The organism is Thiomonas sp. SCN 64-16, from assembly GCF_001725585.1.
In the GTDB taxonomy this organism is placed as follows: Bacteria; Pseudomonadota; Gammaproteobacteria; order Burkholderiales; family Burkholderiaceae_C; genus Thiomonas; species Thiomonas arsenitoxydans.
On the sequence record NZ_MEGQ01000006.1, the window covers coordinates 38,343 to 57,979 of the forward strand.

Annotated in this window: 17 protein-coding genes and 2 tRNA genes; 13 read left to right on the forward strand and 6 right to left on the reverse strand. The window is 61.2% G+C overall.

All coding sequences use genetic code 11. The features are described from left to right. Positions 1 to 89: 89 nt before the first annotated feature. Both ABT24_RS02880 and ompR read right to left on the reverse strand, forming a co-directional pair. Positions 90 to 1,565 (reverse strand): ATP-binding protein, encoded by a 1,476-nt coding sequence (locus ABT24_RS02880; RefSeq protein ID WP_276728601.1) that lies wholly within the window; start codon positions 1,563 to 1,565, stop codon positions 90 to 92. Then, positions 1,534 to 2,262 (reverse strand): osmolarity response regulator transcription factor OmpR, encoded by a 729-nt coding sequence (gene ompR, locus ABT24_RS02885; protein WP_013105699.1) that lies wholly within the window; start codon positions 2,260 to 2,262, stop codon positions 1,534 to 1,536. The genes ABT24_RS02880 and ompR overlap by 32 nt, the downstream gene beginning before the upstream one ends. 175 nt (positions 2,263 to 2,437) lie before the next feature. On the opposite strand from ompR, the gene ABT24_RS02890 reads away from it, so the two are divergent. The 13 genes from ABT24_RS02890 (at position 2,438) to ABT24_RS02950 (ending at position 14,345) form a co-directional block, all read left to right on the forward strand. Continuing rightward, positions 2,438 to 2,779 (forward strand): transglutaminase, encoded by a 342-nt coding sequence (locus ABT24_RS02890; RefSeq protein WP_276728697.1) that lies wholly within the window; start codon positions 2,438 to 2,440, stop codon positions 2,777 to 2,779. Between the two features lie 90 nt (positions 2,780 to 2,869). Next, positions 2,870 to 3,709, forward strand: coding sequence for an alpha/beta fold hydrolase (locus ABT24_RS02895; protein ID WP_286737321.1), 840 nt, complete (start codon positions 2,870 to 2,872; stop codon positions 3,707 to 3,709). Then, positions 3,706 to 5,922: a RelA/SpoT family protein gene (locus tag ABT24_RS02900; protein WP_276728596.1), complete on the forward strand. Its 2,217-nt coding sequence runs from the start codon at positions 3,706 to 3,708 to the stop codon at positions 5,920 to 5,922. Before ABT24_RS02895 ends, ABT24_RS02900 begins: the two co-directional genes overlap by 4 nt. A gap of 47 nt (positions 5,923 to 5,969) precedes the next feature. Further along, positions 5,970 to 6,046: transfer RNA gene (locus tag ABT24_RS02905), tRNA-Val, on the forward strand. A gap of 146 nt (positions 6,047 to 6,192) precedes the next feature. Further along, positions 6,193 to 8,112 carry a threonine--tRNA ligase gene (gene thrS, locus ABT24_RS02910; protein ID WP_276728593.1) on the forward strand — a complete coding sequence of 640 codons (1,920 nt, stop codon included), beginning with the start codon at positions 6,193 to 6,195 and terminating at the stop codon, positions 8,110 to 8,112. Between the two features lie 51 nt (positions 8,113 to 8,163). Then, entirely contained in the window at positions 8,164 to 8,709 is a 546-nt protein-coding gene (gene infC / locus ABT24_RS02915) for a translation initiation factor IF-3 (RefSeq protein ID WP_156052675.1), read from the forward strand. 214 nt (positions 8,710 to 8,923) lie between these two features. After that, a complete protein-coding gene (gene rpmI, locus ABT24_RS02920; protein WP_013123033.1) occupies positions 8,924 to 9,121 on the forward strand; it encodes a 50S ribosomal protein L35 in 198 nt (65 codons plus the stop codon). Between the two features lie 49 nt (positions 9,122 to 9,170). Further along, the gene (rplT, locus tag ABT24_RS02925) at positions 9,171 to 9,527 is read left to right on the forward strand and encodes a 50S ribosomal protein L20 (protein ID WP_013105707.1); all 357 of its coding nucleotides are present in this window, start codon (positions 9,171 to 9,173) and stop codon (positions 9,525 to 9,527) included. A 158-nt stretch (positions 9,528 to 9,685) separates the two neighbouring features. Beyond that, positions 9,686 to 10,729, forward strand: coding sequence for a phenylalanine--tRNA ligase subunit alpha (pheS, locus tag ABT24_RS02930; RefSeq protein WP_286737323.1), 1,044 nt, complete (start codon positions 9,686 to 9,688; stop codon positions 10,727 to 10,729). A gap of 68 nt (positions 10,730 to 10,797) precedes the next feature. After that, complete coding sequence (gene pheT / locus ABT24_RS02935) at positions 10,798 to 13,239, forward strand: phenylalanine--tRNA ligase subunit beta (RefSeq protein WP_276728588.1); 2,442 nt, start codon at positions 10,798 to 10,800, stop codon at positions 13,237 to 13,239. 44 nt (positions 13,240 to 13,283) lie between these two features. Next, positions 13,284 to 13,631, forward strand: coding sequence for an integration host factor subunit alpha (locus ABT24_RS02940; protein WP_276728694.1), 348 nt, complete (start codon positions 13,284 to 13,286; stop codon positions 13,629 to 13,631). A 201-nt stretch (positions 13,632 to 13,832) separates the two neighbouring features. Next, entirely contained in the window at positions 13,833 to 14,237 is a 405-nt protein-coding gene (locus tag ABT24_RS02945) for a MerR family transcriptional regulator (RefSeq protein ID WP_156052671.1), read from the forward strand. A gap of 31 nt (positions 14,238 to 14,268) precedes the next feature. Then, a tRNA-Pro gene (locus ABT24_RS02950) sits at positions 14,269 to 14,345 on the forward strand. Positions 14,346 to 14,455: 110 nt separating this feature from the next. On the opposite strand, the gene leuA is transcribed toward ABT24_RS02950, so the two are convergent. The 4 genes from leuA to ABT24_RS02970 form a co-directional block, all read right to left on the reverse strand. Beyond that, complete coding sequence (leuA, locus tag ABT24_RS02955) at positions 14,456 to 16,168, reverse strand: 2-isopropylmalate synthase (protein WP_276728585.1); 1,713 nt, start codon at positions 16,166 to 16,168, stop codon at positions 14,456 to 14,458. A gap of 385 nt (positions 16,169 to 16,553) precedes the next feature. Then, the gene (locus ABT24_RS02960) at positions 16,554 to 18,131 is read right to left on the reverse strand and encodes an NAD(P)H-hydrate dehydratase (RefSeq protein ID WP_276728582.1); all 1,578 of its coding nucleotides are present in this window, start codon (positions 18,129 to 18,131) and stop codon (positions 16,554 to 16,556) included. A 16-nt stretch (positions 18,132 to 18,147) separates the two neighbouring features. Next, positions 18,148 to 18,681 carry a chromate transporter gene (locus tag ABT24_RS02965; RefSeq protein WP_276728579.1) on the reverse strand — a complete coding sequence of 178 codons (534 nt, stop codon included), beginning with the start codon at positions 18,679 to 18,681 and terminating at the stop codon, positions 18,148 to 18,150. Continuing rightward, on the reverse strand, positions 18,681 to 19,283 hold the full coding sequence (locus ABT24_RS02970) for a chromate transporter (RefSeq protein WP_276728576.1): 603 nt from the start codon (positions 19,281 to 19,283) through the stop codon (positions 18,681 to 18,683). Before ABT24_RS02970 ends, ABT24_RS02965 begins: the two co-directional genes overlap by 1 nt. Positions 19,284 to 19,637 lie beyond the last annotated feature (354 nt).

Genomic DNA, 19,637 nt, shown 5'->3' on the forward strand with positions numbered 1-19,637 from the left:
CGACGTAGGGCAGCCCATCCAACTCAGAGGCTAAGGTGTGACAAACCGTCGCACAACCCGGGATACCCCGTGGTGTCTATCGTGATGTCTCAGCCGGTATGGGCGCTGGCTTGTGGCAACCAGATCTGCACCTGCAAACCGCTGGGCTGAGCATTGCTGAGTTCAAGCCGCCCGCCCATGGCGGTGATGGTTTTTTCCACGATGGAAAGACCCAGGCCCGTGCCCTTGGCCGAGGTTCTGGCCGCGTCGCCGCGAAAGAACGGACGGGTGAGCTGGGCGAGGTGATCGGCCGGGACGCCCGGGCCGTGGTCGCGCACGGTGAGTTGCACATGGTCGATGCCCGGCTGCAGGCTGATGTCGAGATCGGTGTGCACTTCTCCCGGTGTCAAGGCGTAGCGCTTGGCGTTTTCCACCAGATTGACCACAACGCGTTGCAGCTCCAGGGTGTTGGCGCGGACAGGCGGAACCGGCGGTGTCTGCAGGTGCAGCACCACGGTCTCGTCTTTCTGATAACGATCGCGCACAAAGTCGATCAAGGCATTGAGATCCACCGTCTCGATCTTCGGCGTGGTGCTGCGCGCATATTCAAGAAATTTGCTGATGATGCGGTCGGCCTGCTCGATGTCTTCGATGATGTATTCGCGCGCCTGCTCGTCGGGCACGCTCATCTCGGCTTCCAGCCGTAACCGGGCCAGCGGCGTGCGGATGTCGTGCGAAATGCCGGCGAGCATCAGCGCGCGCTCCTCTTCGACTTCCTGAAGGCTGCGCGCCATGCGGTTGAAACCCCGGTTGACTTCGCGAATTTCGCGCATGCCCGACAGCTCGTCGAGCATCTGAGAGTAATTGCCGGCGCCTACGCGGGCCGTGGCCAGGCGCAGATCGCGCAGCGGCTTGTTGACAAAGCTGGCGATGACCGCCGCACCAATGAGCGCCAGCAGGGTGGCGATGACGCCCCAACTTGCCCAGGTTTCACTCAGCGAGGGATCGATCCGGGAGCGGTCGAGCAGCAACCAGTAGGGGTCGCCTTCGAGCACGAAGCCGATCCACAAGCCAGGGCGGTCGTTCACGACGTCGGCGAAATCGAGATGTTCGTTCAGCCGCGTGTCCACCGCGACTTCAAGCCGCCGGGTGAATTCGGAATGATTCATCGGCGTCCACTGATCGCCCGGACTGCGCGGGTAGATGTAGATGCCTTCTTTTTTCGCCAGATCTTCGAGCAGCGAAACCCGGTATTGCGGGTCAGAGTGAATCAGCGCCAGTCGCGTGAGATCGATCAGGCTGGTGATCTGCCGGGAAGTCTGCTCGACTTGGGGGCCGAGTTCGAGCAGCCGAAAGCTCTGGAACCACGTCGCCAGGCTGGCGCTGACCAGCAGGACGATGAGCAGAAAAGTGCGCCAGTACAGGCGGCCGAACAGCGCGCTGATCCAGCGCGTCATACGGGAAAATGGACTGAGAGAGAAAGCCGCAGAGCCGCCGACCGAGCCCGCGCCACGCCCCGGCGTCTGGTCGGGCGGGGTAGGGCCTTCGTCAGGATCAGCCTTCGGCGTTGTCGGGGACGAAGACATAGCCCACGCCCCATACGGTCTGGATGTAGCGCGGATGCGCTGCGTCGGTTTCGATGATTTTGCGCAGACGAGAAATGGCGACGTCAAGGCTGCGGTCGAAGGCTTCGTAGTCGCGTCCGCGGGCCAACTCGGCCAGGCGGTCGCGCGACAGCGGTTGGCGTGGGTGACGCACCAGCGCCTTGAGCATGGCGAATTCGCCGGTGGTCAGGCTGATGACTTCGCCGTTCTTGCTGAGTTCGCGCCGGGCCAGATCGAGGCTGAAGGGGCCGAACACCACGGTTTCGTCTTCGCGCGAGGGCGCGCCGGGCAGTTCCGGCGAAGGCTGGCGACGCAGCACTGCGCTGATGCGGGCGAGGAGTTCGCGGGGGTTGAAGGGCTTGGGCAGGTAATCGTCAGCGCCGACCTCCAGGCCGATGATGCGATCCACGTCTTCGCCCTTGGCCGTCAGCATGATGATCGGGGTCTGGTCTTTGGAGGCGCGCAGACGCTTGCAAATGGACAGGCCGTCTTCACCGGGAAGCATCAGATCAAGCACGATCAGGTCGAAGCGCTCCTTCACCATGATGCGCGACATCGCCTTGGAATCTTCGGCTACGAACACTTCATAACCTTCTTGGGAAAGATAGCGACGTAGCAGGTCGCGGATGCGCGCGTCGTCATCGACGACCATCAGCTTCTTCGGTTTTTCGTGGTCCATAGAGGCGTCATTCCTGAATGAAAACAAGGCAAAAACAAGGCAAACTAGGCTGCCGACCTTCCTTGCAGCGATGTGTCAGCTTAAGGCTTGTTACACAGTTTACTGCGAGAGCAAGGTGATTCGGGTCGATTCGATTCGATAATTTCATTTGCAAACTTTGGATACGCCCTTGCCTGTGATCTTGCGTCCATCCTGGCGTCGATTACGCCTGATTTCCCTGATCGGCGCCTGCCTTGTCGGCACGGTGGCCCAGGCGGGGGCGTCTGCGGCGTTGATGCCGCAGCGGCTGCGCCAGATTGCCGGGCCGGTGGAGGCCAACCTGGCCGAAGGAGTGGGCGGCAAGGTGGCGGATGGCCGTCTGGCTACTTCGCAGTTTCTCAGCCCGGCAGCGTCCACGCCCGTCAAGCCGCATGTGTTGACCTTGCATGACCGGGAAGTTCTGCGGCAGCAGATTCAAGGCGCGACGCAGGGCATGAATGCGCGAGCGCCCTCCGCCACGCACAAATCGCAACACTGATCTCTCCGAGTCGGTCGGTGATCGGTATGATGAGCCGATCCTTCTGAAACTCAGTTGATCGCCGTGGAAAATCAGCCTCGTCTCTGCTCCGTGCAATGCCTGCATCCCGGAGGTTTGCATCGCCTGGCCTATTGGGAATGGGGCGCTGCGGACCAAGATGATGTCGTCGTCTGTGTTCATGGTCTGACCCGGCAGGGCCGCGATTTCGACGTGCTGGCTCAGGCGCTGCAACCGGGCCGCCGCGTGGTGTGCCCCGACCTGCCCGGCCGGGGCGAGTCGGACTGGTTGACCAATCCTGCGCTGTATCAGGTGCCGCAATACCTTGCCGATCTTGTCACCTTGCTGGCCCGCTTGAAGGCGCGTCGGGTGTCTTGGGTGGGCACTTCGCTGGGCGGGCTCATTGGTATTGCTCTGGCCGGCATGCAGCACAGCCCGATAGATCGGCTGGTGCTCAACGATGTGGGACCATCGCTCGATTCGCGAGGGTTGATGCGCATCGCCAGCTATGTCGGACGGCAAATGAGCTTCGACACCCCCGAGCAGGCGGCTGATTCGCTACGCGAAATTTCGCAGGGCTTTGGCCCCCACACCCCGGAGCAATGGATGGCGCTGACTCGCCCCATGCTGCGCCCGGACGGTGACGGCTGGCGCTTGCACTACGACCCCGCGCTATCTCAGCCGTTCAGCGCGGCGACGGCGCAGGCCGTAGCGGCTGGCGAAATCGCCCTTTGGCAGGCCTACGATCAGATCGCAGCGCCGACTTTGGTTGTGAGAGGGGCGGATTCCGACATTCTCAATGTGCAGACGGCGCTGGCGATGGCGCAGCGCGGCCCCAGGGCGCGTCTGGTCGAGCTTGCTGGCGTGGGGCACGCGCCGACGCTGGTGCAGCCCGACCAGGTGGGCATCGTGCGCGACTTTTTGCTGTCGTGAGCCCCAATCAGTCCGTCGCAGTGCGTAGCGCCGCCCAGGCGGAGCCCGCAGACCAACGGATCGACCAGGCGCGGGCCTACGCCTTGGCGCTGATCGATACCGTGGTGCTCGAAACCGGCGAGCCCGCCGTGGAGCATGCGGACGGCGTGAGCGCCATCCTGCGCGAAATCGGTGCCGATGCCGACGCCCAGGCCGCGGCCTACCTCAATCTGGTGGTGCCGCAACTGGCGCATCCGCAAGATCAGCTGAGCAAACACTTCGGCGAAGCGCTGGCGGCCTTGTCAGTGGAAACACGCAAGCTGGTCGAAGTCTCCCGCATGGCAAGGAGCGGTCCGGACGAGGCGGAACTGCGGCGTCGGCACACCGAATTGGTGCGGCGCCTGCTGCTTGGATTTTCACGCGATCTGCGTGTCGCCCTGCTGCGCCTGGCGTCAAGGCTGCAGTCCCTGCGATATTTCACCCGCACCAAGCAAGCCGCGCCTGCGGCATTTCTGGCTGAAAGCATGGAGGTCTATGCCCCGCTGGCGAATCGTCTGGGCATCTGGCAGGTCAAGTGGGAGATGGAAGACCTGTCTTTCCGCTTGATGCAGCCCGAGGTTTACAAAGACATCGCCCGCAAACTGGACGAGCGGCGCGTCGAGCGCGAACAGGGCATCAGCACGGCCATCTCCCTGCTGCAGAAGGAATTGCAGCGGCAACACATCGCCGCCGAGGTGGTTGGCCGACCCAAACACATCTACAGCATCTGGCGCAAGATGCAAGGCAAGCATCTGCAGTTCGAGCAGGTGATGGACTTGCGAGCCTTGCGCATCATCGTCGGCGACGTCAGCGCCTGCTATGCCGCCTTGAGCGTGGTGCACGCCATGTGGGCTTCGCTGCCGGGCGAGTTCGACGACTACATCGCCAAGCCCAAGCCCAACGGCTATCAGTCGCTGCACACCGTGGTGCGAACCGACTCGGGGCAGATTTTTGAAATCCAGATTCGTACCGCCGCCATGCATGCGCACGCCGAGCAGGGCAGCGCGGCGCACTGGGCCTACAAAGAGGCGGGCGCCAAGGGTTATCTAGGGCAAACGCAGGCGGGCGACTACCAATCGCGCATCGCCCTGGCGCGCCAGCTGCTGGCACTGCAGCAGGAACTCGCCGGTGCAAGTTCGTCAGCAGCAAGTGCGCCAGCATCGACGGGCGCCTCCGCCGACCCCGCCGTGGAGGCCGATGCGGAAGACCGCATCTTCGTACTGACTCCGCAGGCCCGCATTGTTGAGCTGGCCAGAGGCGCCACGCCAGTGGATTTCGCCTATGCGCTACATACCGATCTGGGGCACCGCTGCCGAGGCGCGCGCGTCGATGGCGCACTCATCCCGCTGACCACGCCGCTGCGTAGCGGGCAGACGGTGGAGATCGTCGCAGCGAAAGAGGGCGGTCCATCGCGAGACTGGCTCAATGCCGAGCTGGGCTATTTGCGCAGCCCTCGGGCGCGTGCCAAGGTGCGCGCCTGGTTCAATCAACTCGCCCAGCAGCAGACGATTGCCAAGGGCCGAGCGCAGGTCGAGCGCCTGCTGCAGCGCGAGGGCAAGACCAGTTTCAATTTGCAGAGTCTGGCTGAAGGATTGGGGTTTCGCACTGCCGATGAGCTATTCGAGCGCGTCGGCAAAGATGAGTTTTCGCAGCGGCAGATCGAGGCCTACCTGCGCGCCGATCCCGCGACTTCGGCTGCGGACGAGTCGCTGGTTTTTTCAAGCGGTGGCGCCGCCCCTAAAAAGCAGGGCGGGCAGGTGCTGGTCGTGGGCATGGGCTCGCTGCTCACGCAGCTTGCGGCATGCTGCAAACCGGCTCCGCCCGACGCCATCGGCGGCTTTGTCACCCGTGAGAAAGGCGTGACGGTTCACCGCGCCAATTGCCAGAATTTTCGCAATATCGCGCGCCAGCATCCCGAGCGCGTGATCGCCGTGACCTGGGCCGGCCAAGATGATGCCAGCGCGCTCTATCCGATCGACCTGGAGGTCAGCGCGAACGACCGCCAAGGCTTGCTGCGCGATATTTCCGACGTGCTGACGCAAGAGCGCATCAACGTCATCGCAGTGAGCACCCGCTCAGTAGGCGACCTAGCGCAGATGCGGTTCACCGTGCAGTTGGCCAACAGCGCCAAACTCAAGCGCGCCCTCAAGCTCATTGCCGACGTGCCCGGTGTGCTGAAAGCTTCGAGAAAATAACTCGGTTATTGGGTGCACAAGAGCCGTGCTATGATTGCGGGCTTCGTAGGCGGTTAGCTCAGATGGTTAGAGCGCTTGCTTGACATGCAAGAGGTCGTTGGTTCGATTCCAATACCGCCTACCAAACTCTCTCCAATCTCCTCATACAACGCCATGCATCCTTTTCGAACTAGCTTGCAGACCCCCTAAGTTTTAGAGGTCCGCACGCCCGTGCATAGCGATGACAAGGTGCGGTCCATCCGCACCTTTTTTATTTGAGCGAGACGCATCATGTTTCAAATCACCCTGCCAGACGGTTCCAAACGTGCTTTCGAAGCCCCGCTGACGGTCGCCGAACTGGCGCAGTCGATAGGCGCCGGGCTGTTCAAGGCGGCCTTGGCCGGAAAAGTTGACGGCAAGCTGGTCGATACCAGCTACCGCCTTTCGCAAGATGCCGAGGTGGCCATCGTCACGGACAAGGATGCCGAGGGGGTGGAAGTGATTCGGCATTCGACGGCTCACCTTCTAGCCTACGCTGTTAAAGACCTGTACCCCGACGCGCAAGTGACCATCGGCCCGGTGATCGAAAATGGCTTTTACTACGACTTCGCCTACAAGCGGCCCTTCACGCCTGAAGATCTCGAAAAGATCGAGGCGCGCATGGCCGAACTTGCCCGCAAGGATGAGCCAGTGCGCCGCAAAGTGCTGCCGCGTGATGAAGCGGTCGACTATTTTAAGTCGCTCGGCGAGCATTACAAAGCCGAAATCATCGCCAGCATTCCTGCGGGTGAGGATGTGTCGCTGTATTCCGAAGGGGCTTTCACCGATCTTTGCCGCGGCCCGCACGTGCCATCGACCGGGCGGCTAAAGGTGTTCAAGCTGATGAAGGTGGCCGGCGCCTATTGGCGCGGCGACCATCGCAACGCGCAATTGCAGCGGATTTACGGCACCGCCTGGGCCAAGAAAGAAGATCAGGACGCCTATCTGCACGCCTTGGCCGAGGCGGAAAAGCGCGATCACCGCAAGCTCGGCAAGGAACTCGACCTGTTCCATTTCCAGGAAGAGGCGCCGGGGCTGGCCTTCTGGCATCCCAAAGGCTGGGCGCTGTGGCAGGCTGTCGAACAGTACATGCGGCAGGTCTATCGCGATAGCGGCTACCAAGAAGTCAAGGGACCGCAGATTCTCGATGTGAGCTTGTGGAAGCGCTCGGGTCACTGGGACAACTATTCGGAGAACATGTTCTTCACCGAGTCCGAAAAGCGCCAGTTCGCGGTCAAGCCGATGAACTGTCCCGGTCATATCCAGATTTTCAATTCAGGTCTGCGCAGCTATCGCGATTTGCCCATTCGCTATGGCGAGTTTGGCGCGTGCCATCGCAACGAGCCCTCCGGTGCGCTGCACGGTCTGCTGCGAGTGCGCGGTTTCACGCAGGATGACGGTCATATTTTTTGCACCGAAGATCAGATCGAGGCCGAGGTAACAGCTTTTCACCAGCAGGCCATGCAGGTCTACACCGACTTCGGCTTTACCGATATTGCCCTGAAGATTGCCTTGCGCCCAGAAAAGCGCATCGGCGAAGAAGCCGTTTGGGACAAAGCCGAGGCCGCATTGCGCGCTGCGCTGCAGGCTTGCGGTGTGGCGTGGCAGGAGTTGCCGGGAGAGGGCGCGTTCTACGGCCCGAAAATCGAATACCACATGAAAGACTCGATCGGTCGCGCCTGGCAGGTGGGCACCATGCAGGTCGACTTCATGATGCCCGAGCGGCTGGATGCCGAGTATGTCGATGAGCATTCGCAGCGGGTGCGGCCGGTCATGCTGCACCGGGCGATAGTCGGCTCGATGGAGCGTTTCATCGGTGTACTGATCGAACACTATGCCGGCGCGATGCCGCTGTGGCTCGCACCGGTTCAGGCCGTCGTGATGAACATCACCGACGCGCAGGCCGATTACGCACGATCTGTTGCACAAGCGCTGACAAAACAAGGCTTTAGGGTCGAGTTGGATTTGCGCAACGAAAAAATCAACTATAAAATACGTGCAAATGCATTGAGCAAAGTGCCTTACTTGCTTGTGGTCGGTGACCAAGAGCGAGACGCGGGAACCATCGCGGTACGGGCACGCGGCAATGTCAACCTCGGGGTGCTGTCCCTAGAGGCGCTGACGCAAAAACTCTCCCAGGAAATGCAGTCGCGCGGATCAGCCCAGCAGTAAGAACTCAGCTGGGGCAGCATATTTGTCTAAATGAATTGAAAGGTTTGAGCCATCGCTACGTTCCAGAGCCGTAATACACCGGAAAAACGCGCGCATCGTCTGAATCGCGAAATCACGCTTCCCGAACTCCGCCTAGTCGGACCTGACGGCGAGGCGCTTGGGGTGGTTTCCCTCACCGAGGCGCTCAGACTCGCCGAGCAGCATGATGTGGACCTGGTGGAAATTGCGCCGACCGCATCACCTCCGGTCTGTCGTTTAATGGATTACGGCAAGTTCAAATACGAAGAACAAAAAAAGAACCACGAAGCCCGGTCCAAGCAAAAGCAAATCCAGATCAAGGAAGTCAAATTCCGTCCGGCAACAGACGACGGCGACTACCAGATCAAACTGCGTAACCTCCGCCGTTTCTTGGAGGAAGGTGATAAAGGCAAGGTCAGTCTGCGTTTCCGTGGGCGTGAAATTACCCACCAAGACATCGGGATGCGGGTGCTGGAGCGCGTTAAGGCCGATGTCGAAGATGTCGGCCAGGTTGAGCAGATGCCCAAGCTGGAAGGGCGCCAGATGATCATGGTCATCTCGCCGAAGAAGAAAAAATAAACAGCCTTTGCTGCGCTGGTTCAAATGGTGCTGGTGCAGCAAATGCGAGAAGTGCGTTCCTGCTTTTTGGCGGTGAACAAACCTGTGGCGCAAGCTGCAGTCGCGTGTGTTTGGCTCAGATGGGCGAATGCCGCAAAACTCGTGTGCGTGGGCTTGAAAGTGTCTGGTTCATCGTCAGACCGCCTGCGGATATGTCATATTTAATGGAGCAATCATGCCCAAGATGAAGACCAAAAAGAGTGCCGCAAAGCGATTCCGCGTGCGTCCGGGCGGCACTGTCAAACGTGGCCAAGCGTTCAAGCGCCATATCCTGACCAAGAAAACCACCAAGAACAAGCGTCACTTGCGTGGGGCCACGGCGGTGCATGACAGTGATCTGAAGCAGATCGCCGCCATGATGCCTTTCGCCTGAAGCGCCAGTCGCCTCAGTTCGAACAATCAATCAGGATAAGGAGTCTTAAATGCCTCGCGTCAAACGTGGTGTGACTGCACGTGCACGTCACAAAAAAGTTCTCGACCTCGCCAAGGGTTTCCGCGGCCGCCGCAAAAACGTCTATCGCATCGCCAAAGAAGCGGTGATGAAGGCTGGGCAATATGCCTACCGTGACCGCCGTGCCAAGAAGCGTGAATTCCGCTCGCTGTGGATCACCCGGATCAACGCCGCGGTGCGCCAGTCCGGCATGACCTACAGCGTGTTCATGAATGGCATGAAAAAGGCGCAGATCGAAATTGACCGCAAGGTGCTCGCCGACATGGCGGTGCACGACGCAGCAGCGTTCGCCAAAATCGTCGCTCAGGTCAAGGCAGCAATGGCCTGATCGCAGGGCCTGGAGCTTTGTTGCTCTGTTGCGTGTCTTGCTGTGCAAAGGCCTGTTTCCACAGGCCTTTGTTCTTTGTTGGCGGTGCTGCGCTTGGGCGCAAGGGTTGGTTGCCGCTCTTGGGATGTCTGTTCACACTTTTTCGGTGTACTTAGTCTATGAATCCTTTGCAAACCCTGATCGATCAAGCCAGTGCCGAGTTTTCGCAAGCGACGGATTCCGCCTCTCTGGAAAACGCCAAGGCGCGCTATCTGGGAAAGACCGGCTTGATCACCATCGAGATGAAAGCCCTGGCGGCTCTCCCGACTGAGGAAAAGCGGGCCCGGGGCGCTGAGATCAATCTGGCAAAACAGGCGATTGAACAGGCTTTGCAACAGCGGCGCGAGGCGATCGAGCAGGCGGCGCTCCAAGCTCAACTGCAGGCGCAGGCGATTGACGTGACCTTGCCGGGGCGCGCTGGAAATCCAGGCGGCTTGCACCCGCTGACGCGTAGCTGGATGCGGATGGAGCAGATTTTCCGCTCCATGGGTTTCGACGTGGCCGACGGCCCGGAGATCGAAGATGACTGGACCAATTTCACCGCGCTGAATTCGCCGCAGAATCACCCCGCGCGCTCGATGCAAGACACCTTCTACGTCGACGCCAAGGATGTGCACGGCCAACCGTTGCTGCTGCGAACGCATACCTCTCCGATGCAGGTTCGCCATGCCCGAGCCCACGTGCAGCGGTATGCAGGGGCCGCCGAAATGCCGCCGATCAAGGTGATAGCGCCGGGACGCACTTATCGTGTGGACAGCGACGCGACGCATTCCCCCATGTTTCATCAGTTTGAAGGACTATGGATCGACCAGAATGTGTCGATGGCCGATCTCAAGGGCACCTTCACCAGTTTTCTCAAGGCCTTCTTCGAGCGCGACGATATTCTGGTGCGCTTTCGCCCCTCGTACTTTCCTTTCACGGAGCCGTCCGCCGAGATCGACATGATGTTCGAGAGCGGGCCGCTCAAAGGCCGCTGGCTGGAGCTTGCAGGTTCCGGGCAGGTGCATCCCACGGTGGTGCGCAACTTCGGGCTCGACCCCGAGCGGTTCATCGGCTTCGCCTTTGGCAGCGGTCTGGATCGCATCACCATGCTGCGCTACGGCATCTCGGATCTGCGGCTGTTCTACGAAAACGATCTGCGCTTTCTCCAGCAGTTCGCCTAACCCAGTCTCCACCCCTCGCTTTTATTTTGCGGCCTGACCGCTGAGCTGAACTTTTCAAAGAGCTGATCATGCAGTTTCCCGAATCCTGGTTGCGCCAGTTTTGCAATCCCGACCTCTCGACCGAAGCGCTGGCCGATACCCTGACCATGGCGGGTCTGGAAGTGGAGGAAGTGCAAGCCGCGGCACCCGCTTTTTCGGGCGTTGTAGTGGGGCTGGTGCGTGATGTGCAGCCTCATCCCAATGCCGACAAACTTCGTGTTTGCCAGGTGGATGTCGGCGCGGCTCAATGGCTGCAAATTGTCTGCGGTGCGCCCAATGTGGCCGTCGGCATGGCCGCGCCCTGTGCGCTGGTGGGGGCCGAGTTGCCGCCGCAGCAAGAGGGGCAGGGCGCGTTCCGGATCGGGCCGGCCAAGATGCGCGGTGTGGAATCGCAGGGCATGCTGTGCTCCGCACGTGAACTGGGCCTGTCGGCCGATCATGCCGGCTTGCTGGCGCTTCAAGGAGCGCCGCAGGCCGGGGCGGATCTGCGTGAATGGCTCTCGCTCGACGAAGCGGTGTTCACCATCAAGCTCACGCCGAATCTGGGGCATTGCCTGAGCATCATCGGTGTCGCCCGTGAGGTGTCTGCGGTCACGGGTGCGGTGTTCCACAAACCGACGTTCAGGCCCGTGGCGCCCACTCTGGCGGACCGATTGCCGGTGAGCATTGAAGCGCCCGATCTCTGCGGGCGGTTTTCCGGCCGCATCATCCGCGGGGTGAATGCTCGGGCCGAAACACCGCAATGGATGAAGACACGGCTGGAACGCAGCGGACAGCGAAGCATTTCGGCTCTGGTCGACATTTCCAACTATGTGATGCTGGAGTTGGGCCGTCCGAGCCATGTGTTCGATCTGGCCAAGATTCGCGGCGGATTGACCGTGCGCTGGGCGCGCGAGGGCGAGCAGCTTGAATTGCTCAACGGGCAGACCATCTCCCTGAGCGCTGACATGGGAGTGATTGCCGCCGAAAACGGCGTGGAATCTCTTGCCGGCATCATGGGGGGCGAGTCCACCGCCGTCACCTTGGACACTACGGACATCTACCTCGAGGCCGCATTCTGGTGGCCGGACGCCATTCGTGGCCGCGCCCGCCGTCTGAACTTTTCTACCGATGCGGCCGCCCGCTTCGAGCGCGGGGTCGACTACGCGACCACTGTCGAGCACCTCGATGCCATCACCGCGCTGATTCTGGACATCTGCGGCGGACAAGCGGGCCCGGCCGACGATCAGATCACCCAACTGCCGCAACGCAAGCCGGTGCGGATGCGGGTGGCGCGGTGCGAGAAAGTCATCGGTATTCCTATCGGTTCAGACCGTATGGGCGAGATTTTTTCGCGGCTCGGGCTTCAGGCTGAACTCGACCGCAACAGCACTGAACCCGCCTGGATCGTGACGCCAGGCGCTGAACGTTTCGATCTGGAGATTGAAGAAGATCTGATCGAAGAAGTCGCACGCATTCACGGCTATCAGCACATTCCAACCCAGGCGCCGGTGGCGCGCCTGCATCCGCTGCCGGTGCCCGAGGGCCAGCGCAGTTTGCACAGCCTACGTCTGAAAACAGCGGCCTTGGGCTATCAAGAGACCCTCAATTTCTCTTTTGTGGATGCGCAATCGGAGCAGGATTTCGCAGGTCAGGCTGACCCCATTCGCCTGCTCAATCCCATCGCGTCACAGATGTCGGTGATGCGCTCCACGCTCATCGGCTCACTGGTCAAGGTGCTGGCAGACAACCTCAACCACCGTGCCAAACGGGTGCGGCTGTTTGAACTCGGTCGCGTGTTTGCGCGCGATGCGCAGGCCGAGAACGGGCCGATGCAGGTTGCGGGTATTCGCCAGCCGATGCGCCTGGCGGGTCTGGCCTACGGCTCGGTGGTTCCCGTGCAGTGGGCCGAGCCGGAACGGCGGGTCGATTTCTACGATGTGAAGGCAGATGTCGAGGCCTTGTGTGAGGGCTCAGGCGAGGGCACGGGCGAGTTGCAATGGATGCCGGTTCAACATCCCGCCTTGCATCCGGGGCGCAGCGCGGAAGTTCGGCTGGGCGGTGAGCGCCTGGGTGTGGTGGGAGAATTGCATCCGCAATGGGTGCAGCGCTATCACCTGCAGTTTGCACCCGTGATCTTCGAGCTGGATGCCGGGCTGTTGCAGGCCCAGAAACTGCCCGTGTTTGCCCCCATCAACCGCGTACCCGCTGTGCAGCGCGACCTGGCGTTTCAGGTTCCCTCGGGCGTCAGCTATGCGCAGATGCAGCAGGCAGTACAAACCGCCATCCAGAACATTCCGGTTTGCGGCATCATCCGGGAGGTGCGACTCTTCGACCTGTTCACCCCGCCCGGAGACACGACCTCGAAAAGCATGGCCTTCCGTCTGCAGTTGCAAGACCAGCAAACCTTGACTGACGAGCGGGTGGATGCCGCCTGTCAGGCGTTGGTTGCCGAGTTGGCGACTGCAACCGGGGCACAACTCAGGGGTTGAAGTCGGTCGAAACAACAACAAAAGCAGCACACAGGAGGACACAGATGGCACGCATTCAGATCGAATCGGTGCAGACACCGACGCTGACCAAGGCAGAACTCGCCGAACAGCTCTATGAGCGTATCGGCCTCAACAAACGTGAATCGAAAGACATGGTCGATGCCTTTTTCGACCGCGTTCGAGATGCCTTGGGCCGCGGCGAAGATATCAAACTTTCCGGGTTCGGCCATTTCCAGTTACGCGAAAAGGCGCAGCGGCCAGGCCGCAATCCCCGCACCGGCGAAATCATTCCCATCGCCGCGCGCCGGGTGGTGATTTTCCACGCCAGCCACAAGTTCAAGCATCAACTCCAAGGCCCCGCCCTTGCTGATCTGGCCGAAGAGGTGCTGTGACCTTCGCCGGGTCTGCAAATCGTCGAAGAACGCCGAAATTTGTTGGTAAGGTATGTGAAGAATGCCGCGAACCCACGGTGAATCCGGCTGGACATTGCCGTTATGCGCCTGAGATGCGGCAAAATCCACTAACCAGCCCCTTTGGGCGAATTCCGTTTTGACATAACCGCTCACGTTTCTAGGATTTGTCACGTCTCCACCATGAGTGCCGTCCCTGCATTGCCGCCCATACCTGCCAAGCGCTACTTCACCATTGGAGAAGTCAGCGAGTTGTGCGGCGTGAAATCGCACGTACTGCGGTATTGGGAGCAAGAATTCGCGCAATTGCGTCCGATGAAAAGAAGGGGCAACCGGCGCTATTACCAGCACCATGAGGTTCTGTTGATTCGCCGTATTCGGGAACTGCTGTATGAGCAAGGTTTCACCATCAGCGGCGCCCGAGCGCGTTTGGGCGGAATTCCTGGCGACGAGCACGCAATGCGAGAAGCAGCGGGCACGCCGGATGCCGGAGAGCAGGCTCCTCCGGTGCCGCTACCTGCCATTCAGCACATCAACGAATTGCGCGCCGAACTCCTCTCGATCCGCAGAAGTTTGATCGAACCCTGAGGAATGGTGTATGATTACCTGCTTTGGTCGTCGGGGCGTAGCGCAGCCTGGTAGCGCACCTGCATGGGGTGCAGGGGGTCGGAGGTTCGAATCCTCTCGCCCCGACCAAAATTACTAAGTAAATGACCAGATCGTCAGATCTGATCGTTGACGGAAAAGCAATAAAAAAGCCCGCTAAAGCGGGCTTTTTCTTTTGGTTCGCATTCCCGACTAAGGGTTCAAGCTACGGCACGCAATGGGGCTTGCAGGGATTCCAGATGCTGCCGCGCCTCGGCTTCTGGCATGCGCTGCAGCAGGCGGTTGGCGCCGGAGATCAACGCGCGCACGGAGGCGGTGACGATGTTGGCGTCCATGCCCACTCCGTAGGTGCTGGTGGCCGTTCCTGCGATGGCCATTTCGACGACGGCCGAGGCTTTGGCATCCGCGCCAAGGCCGAGTGCGCGCTCCTCATAGCTATGCACGGCCAGTGGCAGGCGCAGGGCGTGGATGGCCGCGTCGATGGGGCCGTTGCCTTCGCCTGTGAGACTCAGGTGTTTGCCATCCACTTCGATTTCCAGGCGAACGCCTTGGCGCTCGCCGTGGTCGCTGAGGTGGTAGCTGTGCAGGTGCAACGGCTGCCCAATCTGCACATACTCTTCATTGAACATCTGCCAGAGTTGTTGTGCGGTGACTTCAGCGCCAGTGGCGTCGGTGTGTTTTTGCACCACACCGCTGAACTCGACCTGCAAACGGCGGGGCATGACCAGACCGTAGGTGGCTTCGAGCAGGTAGGCGATGCCGCCCTTGCCGGACTGGCTGTTGACGCGGATGACCGAATCGTAGGCGCGGCCGAGATCGGCCGGATCGACCGGGAGATACGGCACTTCCCACAGGGCATCTTGACGTTGTGCGGCCAGACCTTTTTTGATGGCGTCCTGATGTGAGCCGGAGAAAGCGGTAAACACCAGATCACCTGCATAGGGGTGGCGGGGATGCACGGGCAACTGTGTGCATTCCTCCACGGTGCGCGCCACGGCGTTGATGTTCGAAAAATCCAGCCCCGGGTTCACGCCTTGCGAATAGAGGTTGAGCGCAAGGGTGACCAGATCGACATTACCGGTGCGTTCGCCATTGCCGAACAGGCAGCCTTCCACGCGGTCGGCGCCAGCCATCACGCCGAGCTCTGCAGCGGCGACGGCGCAGCCCCGATCATTGTGCGGATGCAGCGACAGGATGATGCTGTCACGCTTGTCGAGATGGCGGTGCATCCATTCGATCTGGTCGGCATAGATGTTGGGGGTGCTCATCTCGACCGTGGCCGGCAAGTTGAAAATGATCTTGTTTTCCGGCGTGGGCTGCCAGACTTCGGTCACGGCGTTACACACCGAGACGGCAAAGGGAAGCTCGGTGCCGCTGAACACCTCGGGGCTGTACTGGAAGGTCCATTGGGTTTCCGGGTGCTCGGCAGCGATCTGCTTGATGAGTTTGGCCGCATTCACCGCGATCTGCGTGCAACCGGCTTCGTCGACGTTGAACACGATGCGTCGGAAATTTGGGGCCGTAGCGTTGTAAACATGCACGATCGCCCGCTTGGCGCCCCGCAGTGAGTCGAAGGTGCGGCGGATGAGATCTTCGCGCGCTTGGGTCAGCACTTCGATGGTGACGTCGTCGGGTATATGGCCGCCCTCGATGAGTTCGCGCACAAAATCGAAATCGGTTTGCGAGGCAGACGGAAAGGCCACTTCGATCTGCTTGACGCCGACGGCGCACAGCATTTTGAACATGCGCATCTTGCGCTGTGCATCCATGGGTTCGAACAGCGCCTGATTGCCGTCGCGCAGATCGGTGCTCATCCAGATCGGCGGCTGGGTGATGACCCGATCGGGCCAGGTACGGTTTTTCAGATCGATCTGAGGGAAGGCGCGGTATTTGGTGTTCGGTTGCTTCAACATGAGGTCATCTCCAGAAAGCGAATGGGGTTGCGCAGGGCAAAGAGGGTGCGACGATGGGGCGGTCTGGCTGTCGCGGGTGCAGGGCCCGACCGCCGGTGGGTAGTCGTCTCAGATCGGTGCAGAAAATCTTCATGGCAAGCGCATATAAAAGAAAAGCGCCCGGTGGCTTAAGCCGCGGGCGCTTGGGATTTGGAAAACGAGATGAAAACGTCAATCAGTCGCGCGCGGCATTAAATGGCAAAGCCAGTAGTAGACCGCCCATTAGCAAAGCCTCGCAAGCGCCCTCGCCGCCCCCGAAAGACCGAAGACTGACATCACGCGCAACTTCAGCGTTGATCGATAACTTTGAGACGAAAGGAATGCGAGACATAGACATGAAAGCAAGTTAGCAAAAGTCTGCATTTTCGTCAATGCCAGGGCGGGGACGACGATAGGGTAAATCGGCCCAGCTTGCCGCCATCCACGACGGCAGCGTGGCGGCGGTAAGTCCGCCGGGGCCGTGTTTGCGGACGTAGTGGATAGCCGCTTGGCCGTGCAGCCAGACGGCGGCGAGCACTGATGAAGCCTTCCCTGTTGCTGCGAGCAGGGCGGCCGCGCTGCCGGCCAGCACATCGCCGCTGCCTGCCGTGGCCAATAGGCCATTGCCGGTGGCATTGATCCACGCTGTTTGTTGCGGCGAGACGATGACGGTGCCGCGACCCTTGAGCACAATCCAGCAGGCGAAGCGCTGAGCCAGGGTGCGCGCAGCGGTGAGACGGTCCGACTCAATCGCCTGTACCGAGGCGCCCAGCAGTCGGGCGGCCTCAAGGGGGTGGGGCGTCAATAGGGTTGTGATGGGGTTGCGTTGCCGTAGCAGGGTTTGCAGCGAATCAGTCGCGGCCAGGAGATTGAGCGCGTCGGCGTCGAGCACCAGGGGGACGGGTTGGGCCAGGGCCTGCGCCAAGTAGCTGCGGGCGGTGTCGTCGCAACCGGCGCCGGGGCCGACGAGCAGGCAGGTTCGGCCGCCTTGGGCGTCGATCAGCGAGGCGGGGGAGCGCAGCATCAGCTCTGGCGCCAGCAGATCTACGGCGGGGGCTTGGTCATCGAGCAGGCCGACGAACACTCTGCCGGCGCCGAGCTGGGCTGCCGCGCGGGCGGCGAGCAGGGCAGCGCCTGTCATGCCGGCGGCACCTCCGATCACCGCGACGTCGCCCCGCTGGCCCTTGTGGGCGGACTGTGCCAAGTCGGGCAGCAGAGGGCGAATCATATCGGCGCCGAGCCAGGTAGCATCAATCGCTACCTGCGGATGATGCGTTGCCGCACTGACGCCGAGATCGTCATGCCACAGCGTGCCGCACAAGCTTGATGCGGGGCCGGTGCATAAACCGGGCTTGAGCCCGAGCAGGCTGAGAGTCACGTTGGCGCGCACGCAGACGTCGGTTGCGGCGCCGGTGTCGGCATCCAGCCCCGAGGGCAGATCGACGCTGAGCACGGGGGCGCCGCGCTGCGCGTTGAGCCTTTGAATAATCTCGGCCATCTGCGCTCGCATGGGGCCCCGCAGGCCGAGGCCCAGCAGCGCGTCGATGTAGAGATCGGCCTCGGGCAAGGTGCTTTGATCGTCCAGGGCGCACTGAACCTGAGCCGCCAGCGCCTGCGCCCAGGCCCACGCGGCGTCGGCGGGCAGGCGAGAGCGCCATTCGTTCAGCGTCTCGGCGCCGCAGGCGAGGACGAGCACGTCGCGTCCGGCCTGGTGCAACTGTGTGGCCGCCACCAGGCCGTCGCCGCCGTTGTTTCCCGCGCCCGCGAGCACGACGACGCGTCTTGCGTGCGGAAAGCAAGCCTGCGCCAACCGGGCCACGGCACTACCCGCGCGCTGCATGAGGCTGTGCGGGGGTAATGTGCGCGCGGCCTCGGATTCGATCTGGCGCAGCGCGTCGACGCGATACACCGGCTCGGATTGCAGGGGGCTGATGCGTTTGAGCATGTGCGTAATTTCTCCCTCAAATGAAGCCGAGCAGACCCAACAATGCCCCGGCGAGCAGTAGCCATAAGGGGTTGAGCCGTGTGCGGACGACCAGCACGACGGTAAGCAGCATGAGCGCGATGCGCTGCCAATTGGTGGCTTCCTGCCGCGCCAGCAGCCAGCCGGAGGAAAGCAGCAGGCCGACGGTGATGGGCGCCATGCCATCGTGCATGGCACGTACCCAGTGGCGATCCTTGTGAATCCGGCTGTAGCGGAAATAGGCCACGGTCATGAGCGATGACGGCAGAATCAGCCCGATGGCTGCCAGCAGGGCGCCGGGCAGCCCGAGAATCTGCCAGCCGAGCAGGGCGGAGAACAGAATCATGTTGGGGCCGGGAGAAGCCTGCCCCAGCGCCAGGGCCGAGGTAAACGCCGAATCGCTGAGCCAATGTTGCTCCACCACCAGATAGCGTTGCATGTCGGGCAGCAGGCCGATGGCGCCGCCCACTGAAAGCACAGACCACAGCAGAAAATGGCCGAACAAAGCCAGGGTGACAGAGAGGGTGTGCATCAGGCCCTCCGAATGCGCCACCAGGCCAGTGCGACGGCAATCGGCCCGAGCACGACCAAGACCCAGAGCAGGTTGATACGCAGCAGGCCCACCCCGGCAAACGCCAGCCCCGCCCAGCCCCAGTTGGGCAGGTCATGGCGAATGGCGGGAAAGAGCTTGATGGCCATGGCAATCACCAGTCCGGCCACCACGGCCGACATTCCCTGCAAGGCATGGGTCACTGCGGGCGTGCTGGCGTATTGGGCGTAGGCGATGGCAACGAGGAAGATCAGCACCAGCGGCGCGACGAGCATGCCCGCCAGGGCCACGGCCGCCCCGCGCCAGCCGAAGAAATGCTGCCCGACCATCAGGGCAAGATTGATCAGGTTGGGCCCGGGAAGTACCTGGCTCAGGCTGAGCATCTCGACGAACTCTCCATTGCTCAACCAGCGTTTGTCTTCCACCAGAATGCGCTGAGCAAACGGTAATACCCCGCCAACCCCCAGCAGGGTGAGGTGGTTGAACACCCAGAACAATTCGGCCTTGTGACGCGGCGACTGATGGGGGGTAGCGGTCGGGCGACTCGGATCGGCCGGTTTTTCCGCAGAGGGTAGGGAAGTCATGGAACGAGGAATTGAAAGAGAACTCGCCGGGCCGCCCCAAAAGTTTCTAGCCCCCTGAGCGCCCCCAGGGCTGGACTGCGCCCAGCCCGCCCCCCGTGGGGGGCAAGGAAACTTGGGGCGGCCCTGCGTTTCCTTGAGAGGGGAGTGTCGAGGGTAGCGAAGGGTAGCGAAGGCTTTCGGGACGGGTGCATTTCTCACAATGCGAAATTTGGAGATCGTGATGTGAAAACAGCCTGCTGCAACGCAGGCCAGATGGGTTTCACTCAGCAAAAAAATGTTCCGTATTGCAAAAAATAGAATTTAAATCATTGATCTATAAAGACATAAAATTATCTCTTATATAAGACATAAGAC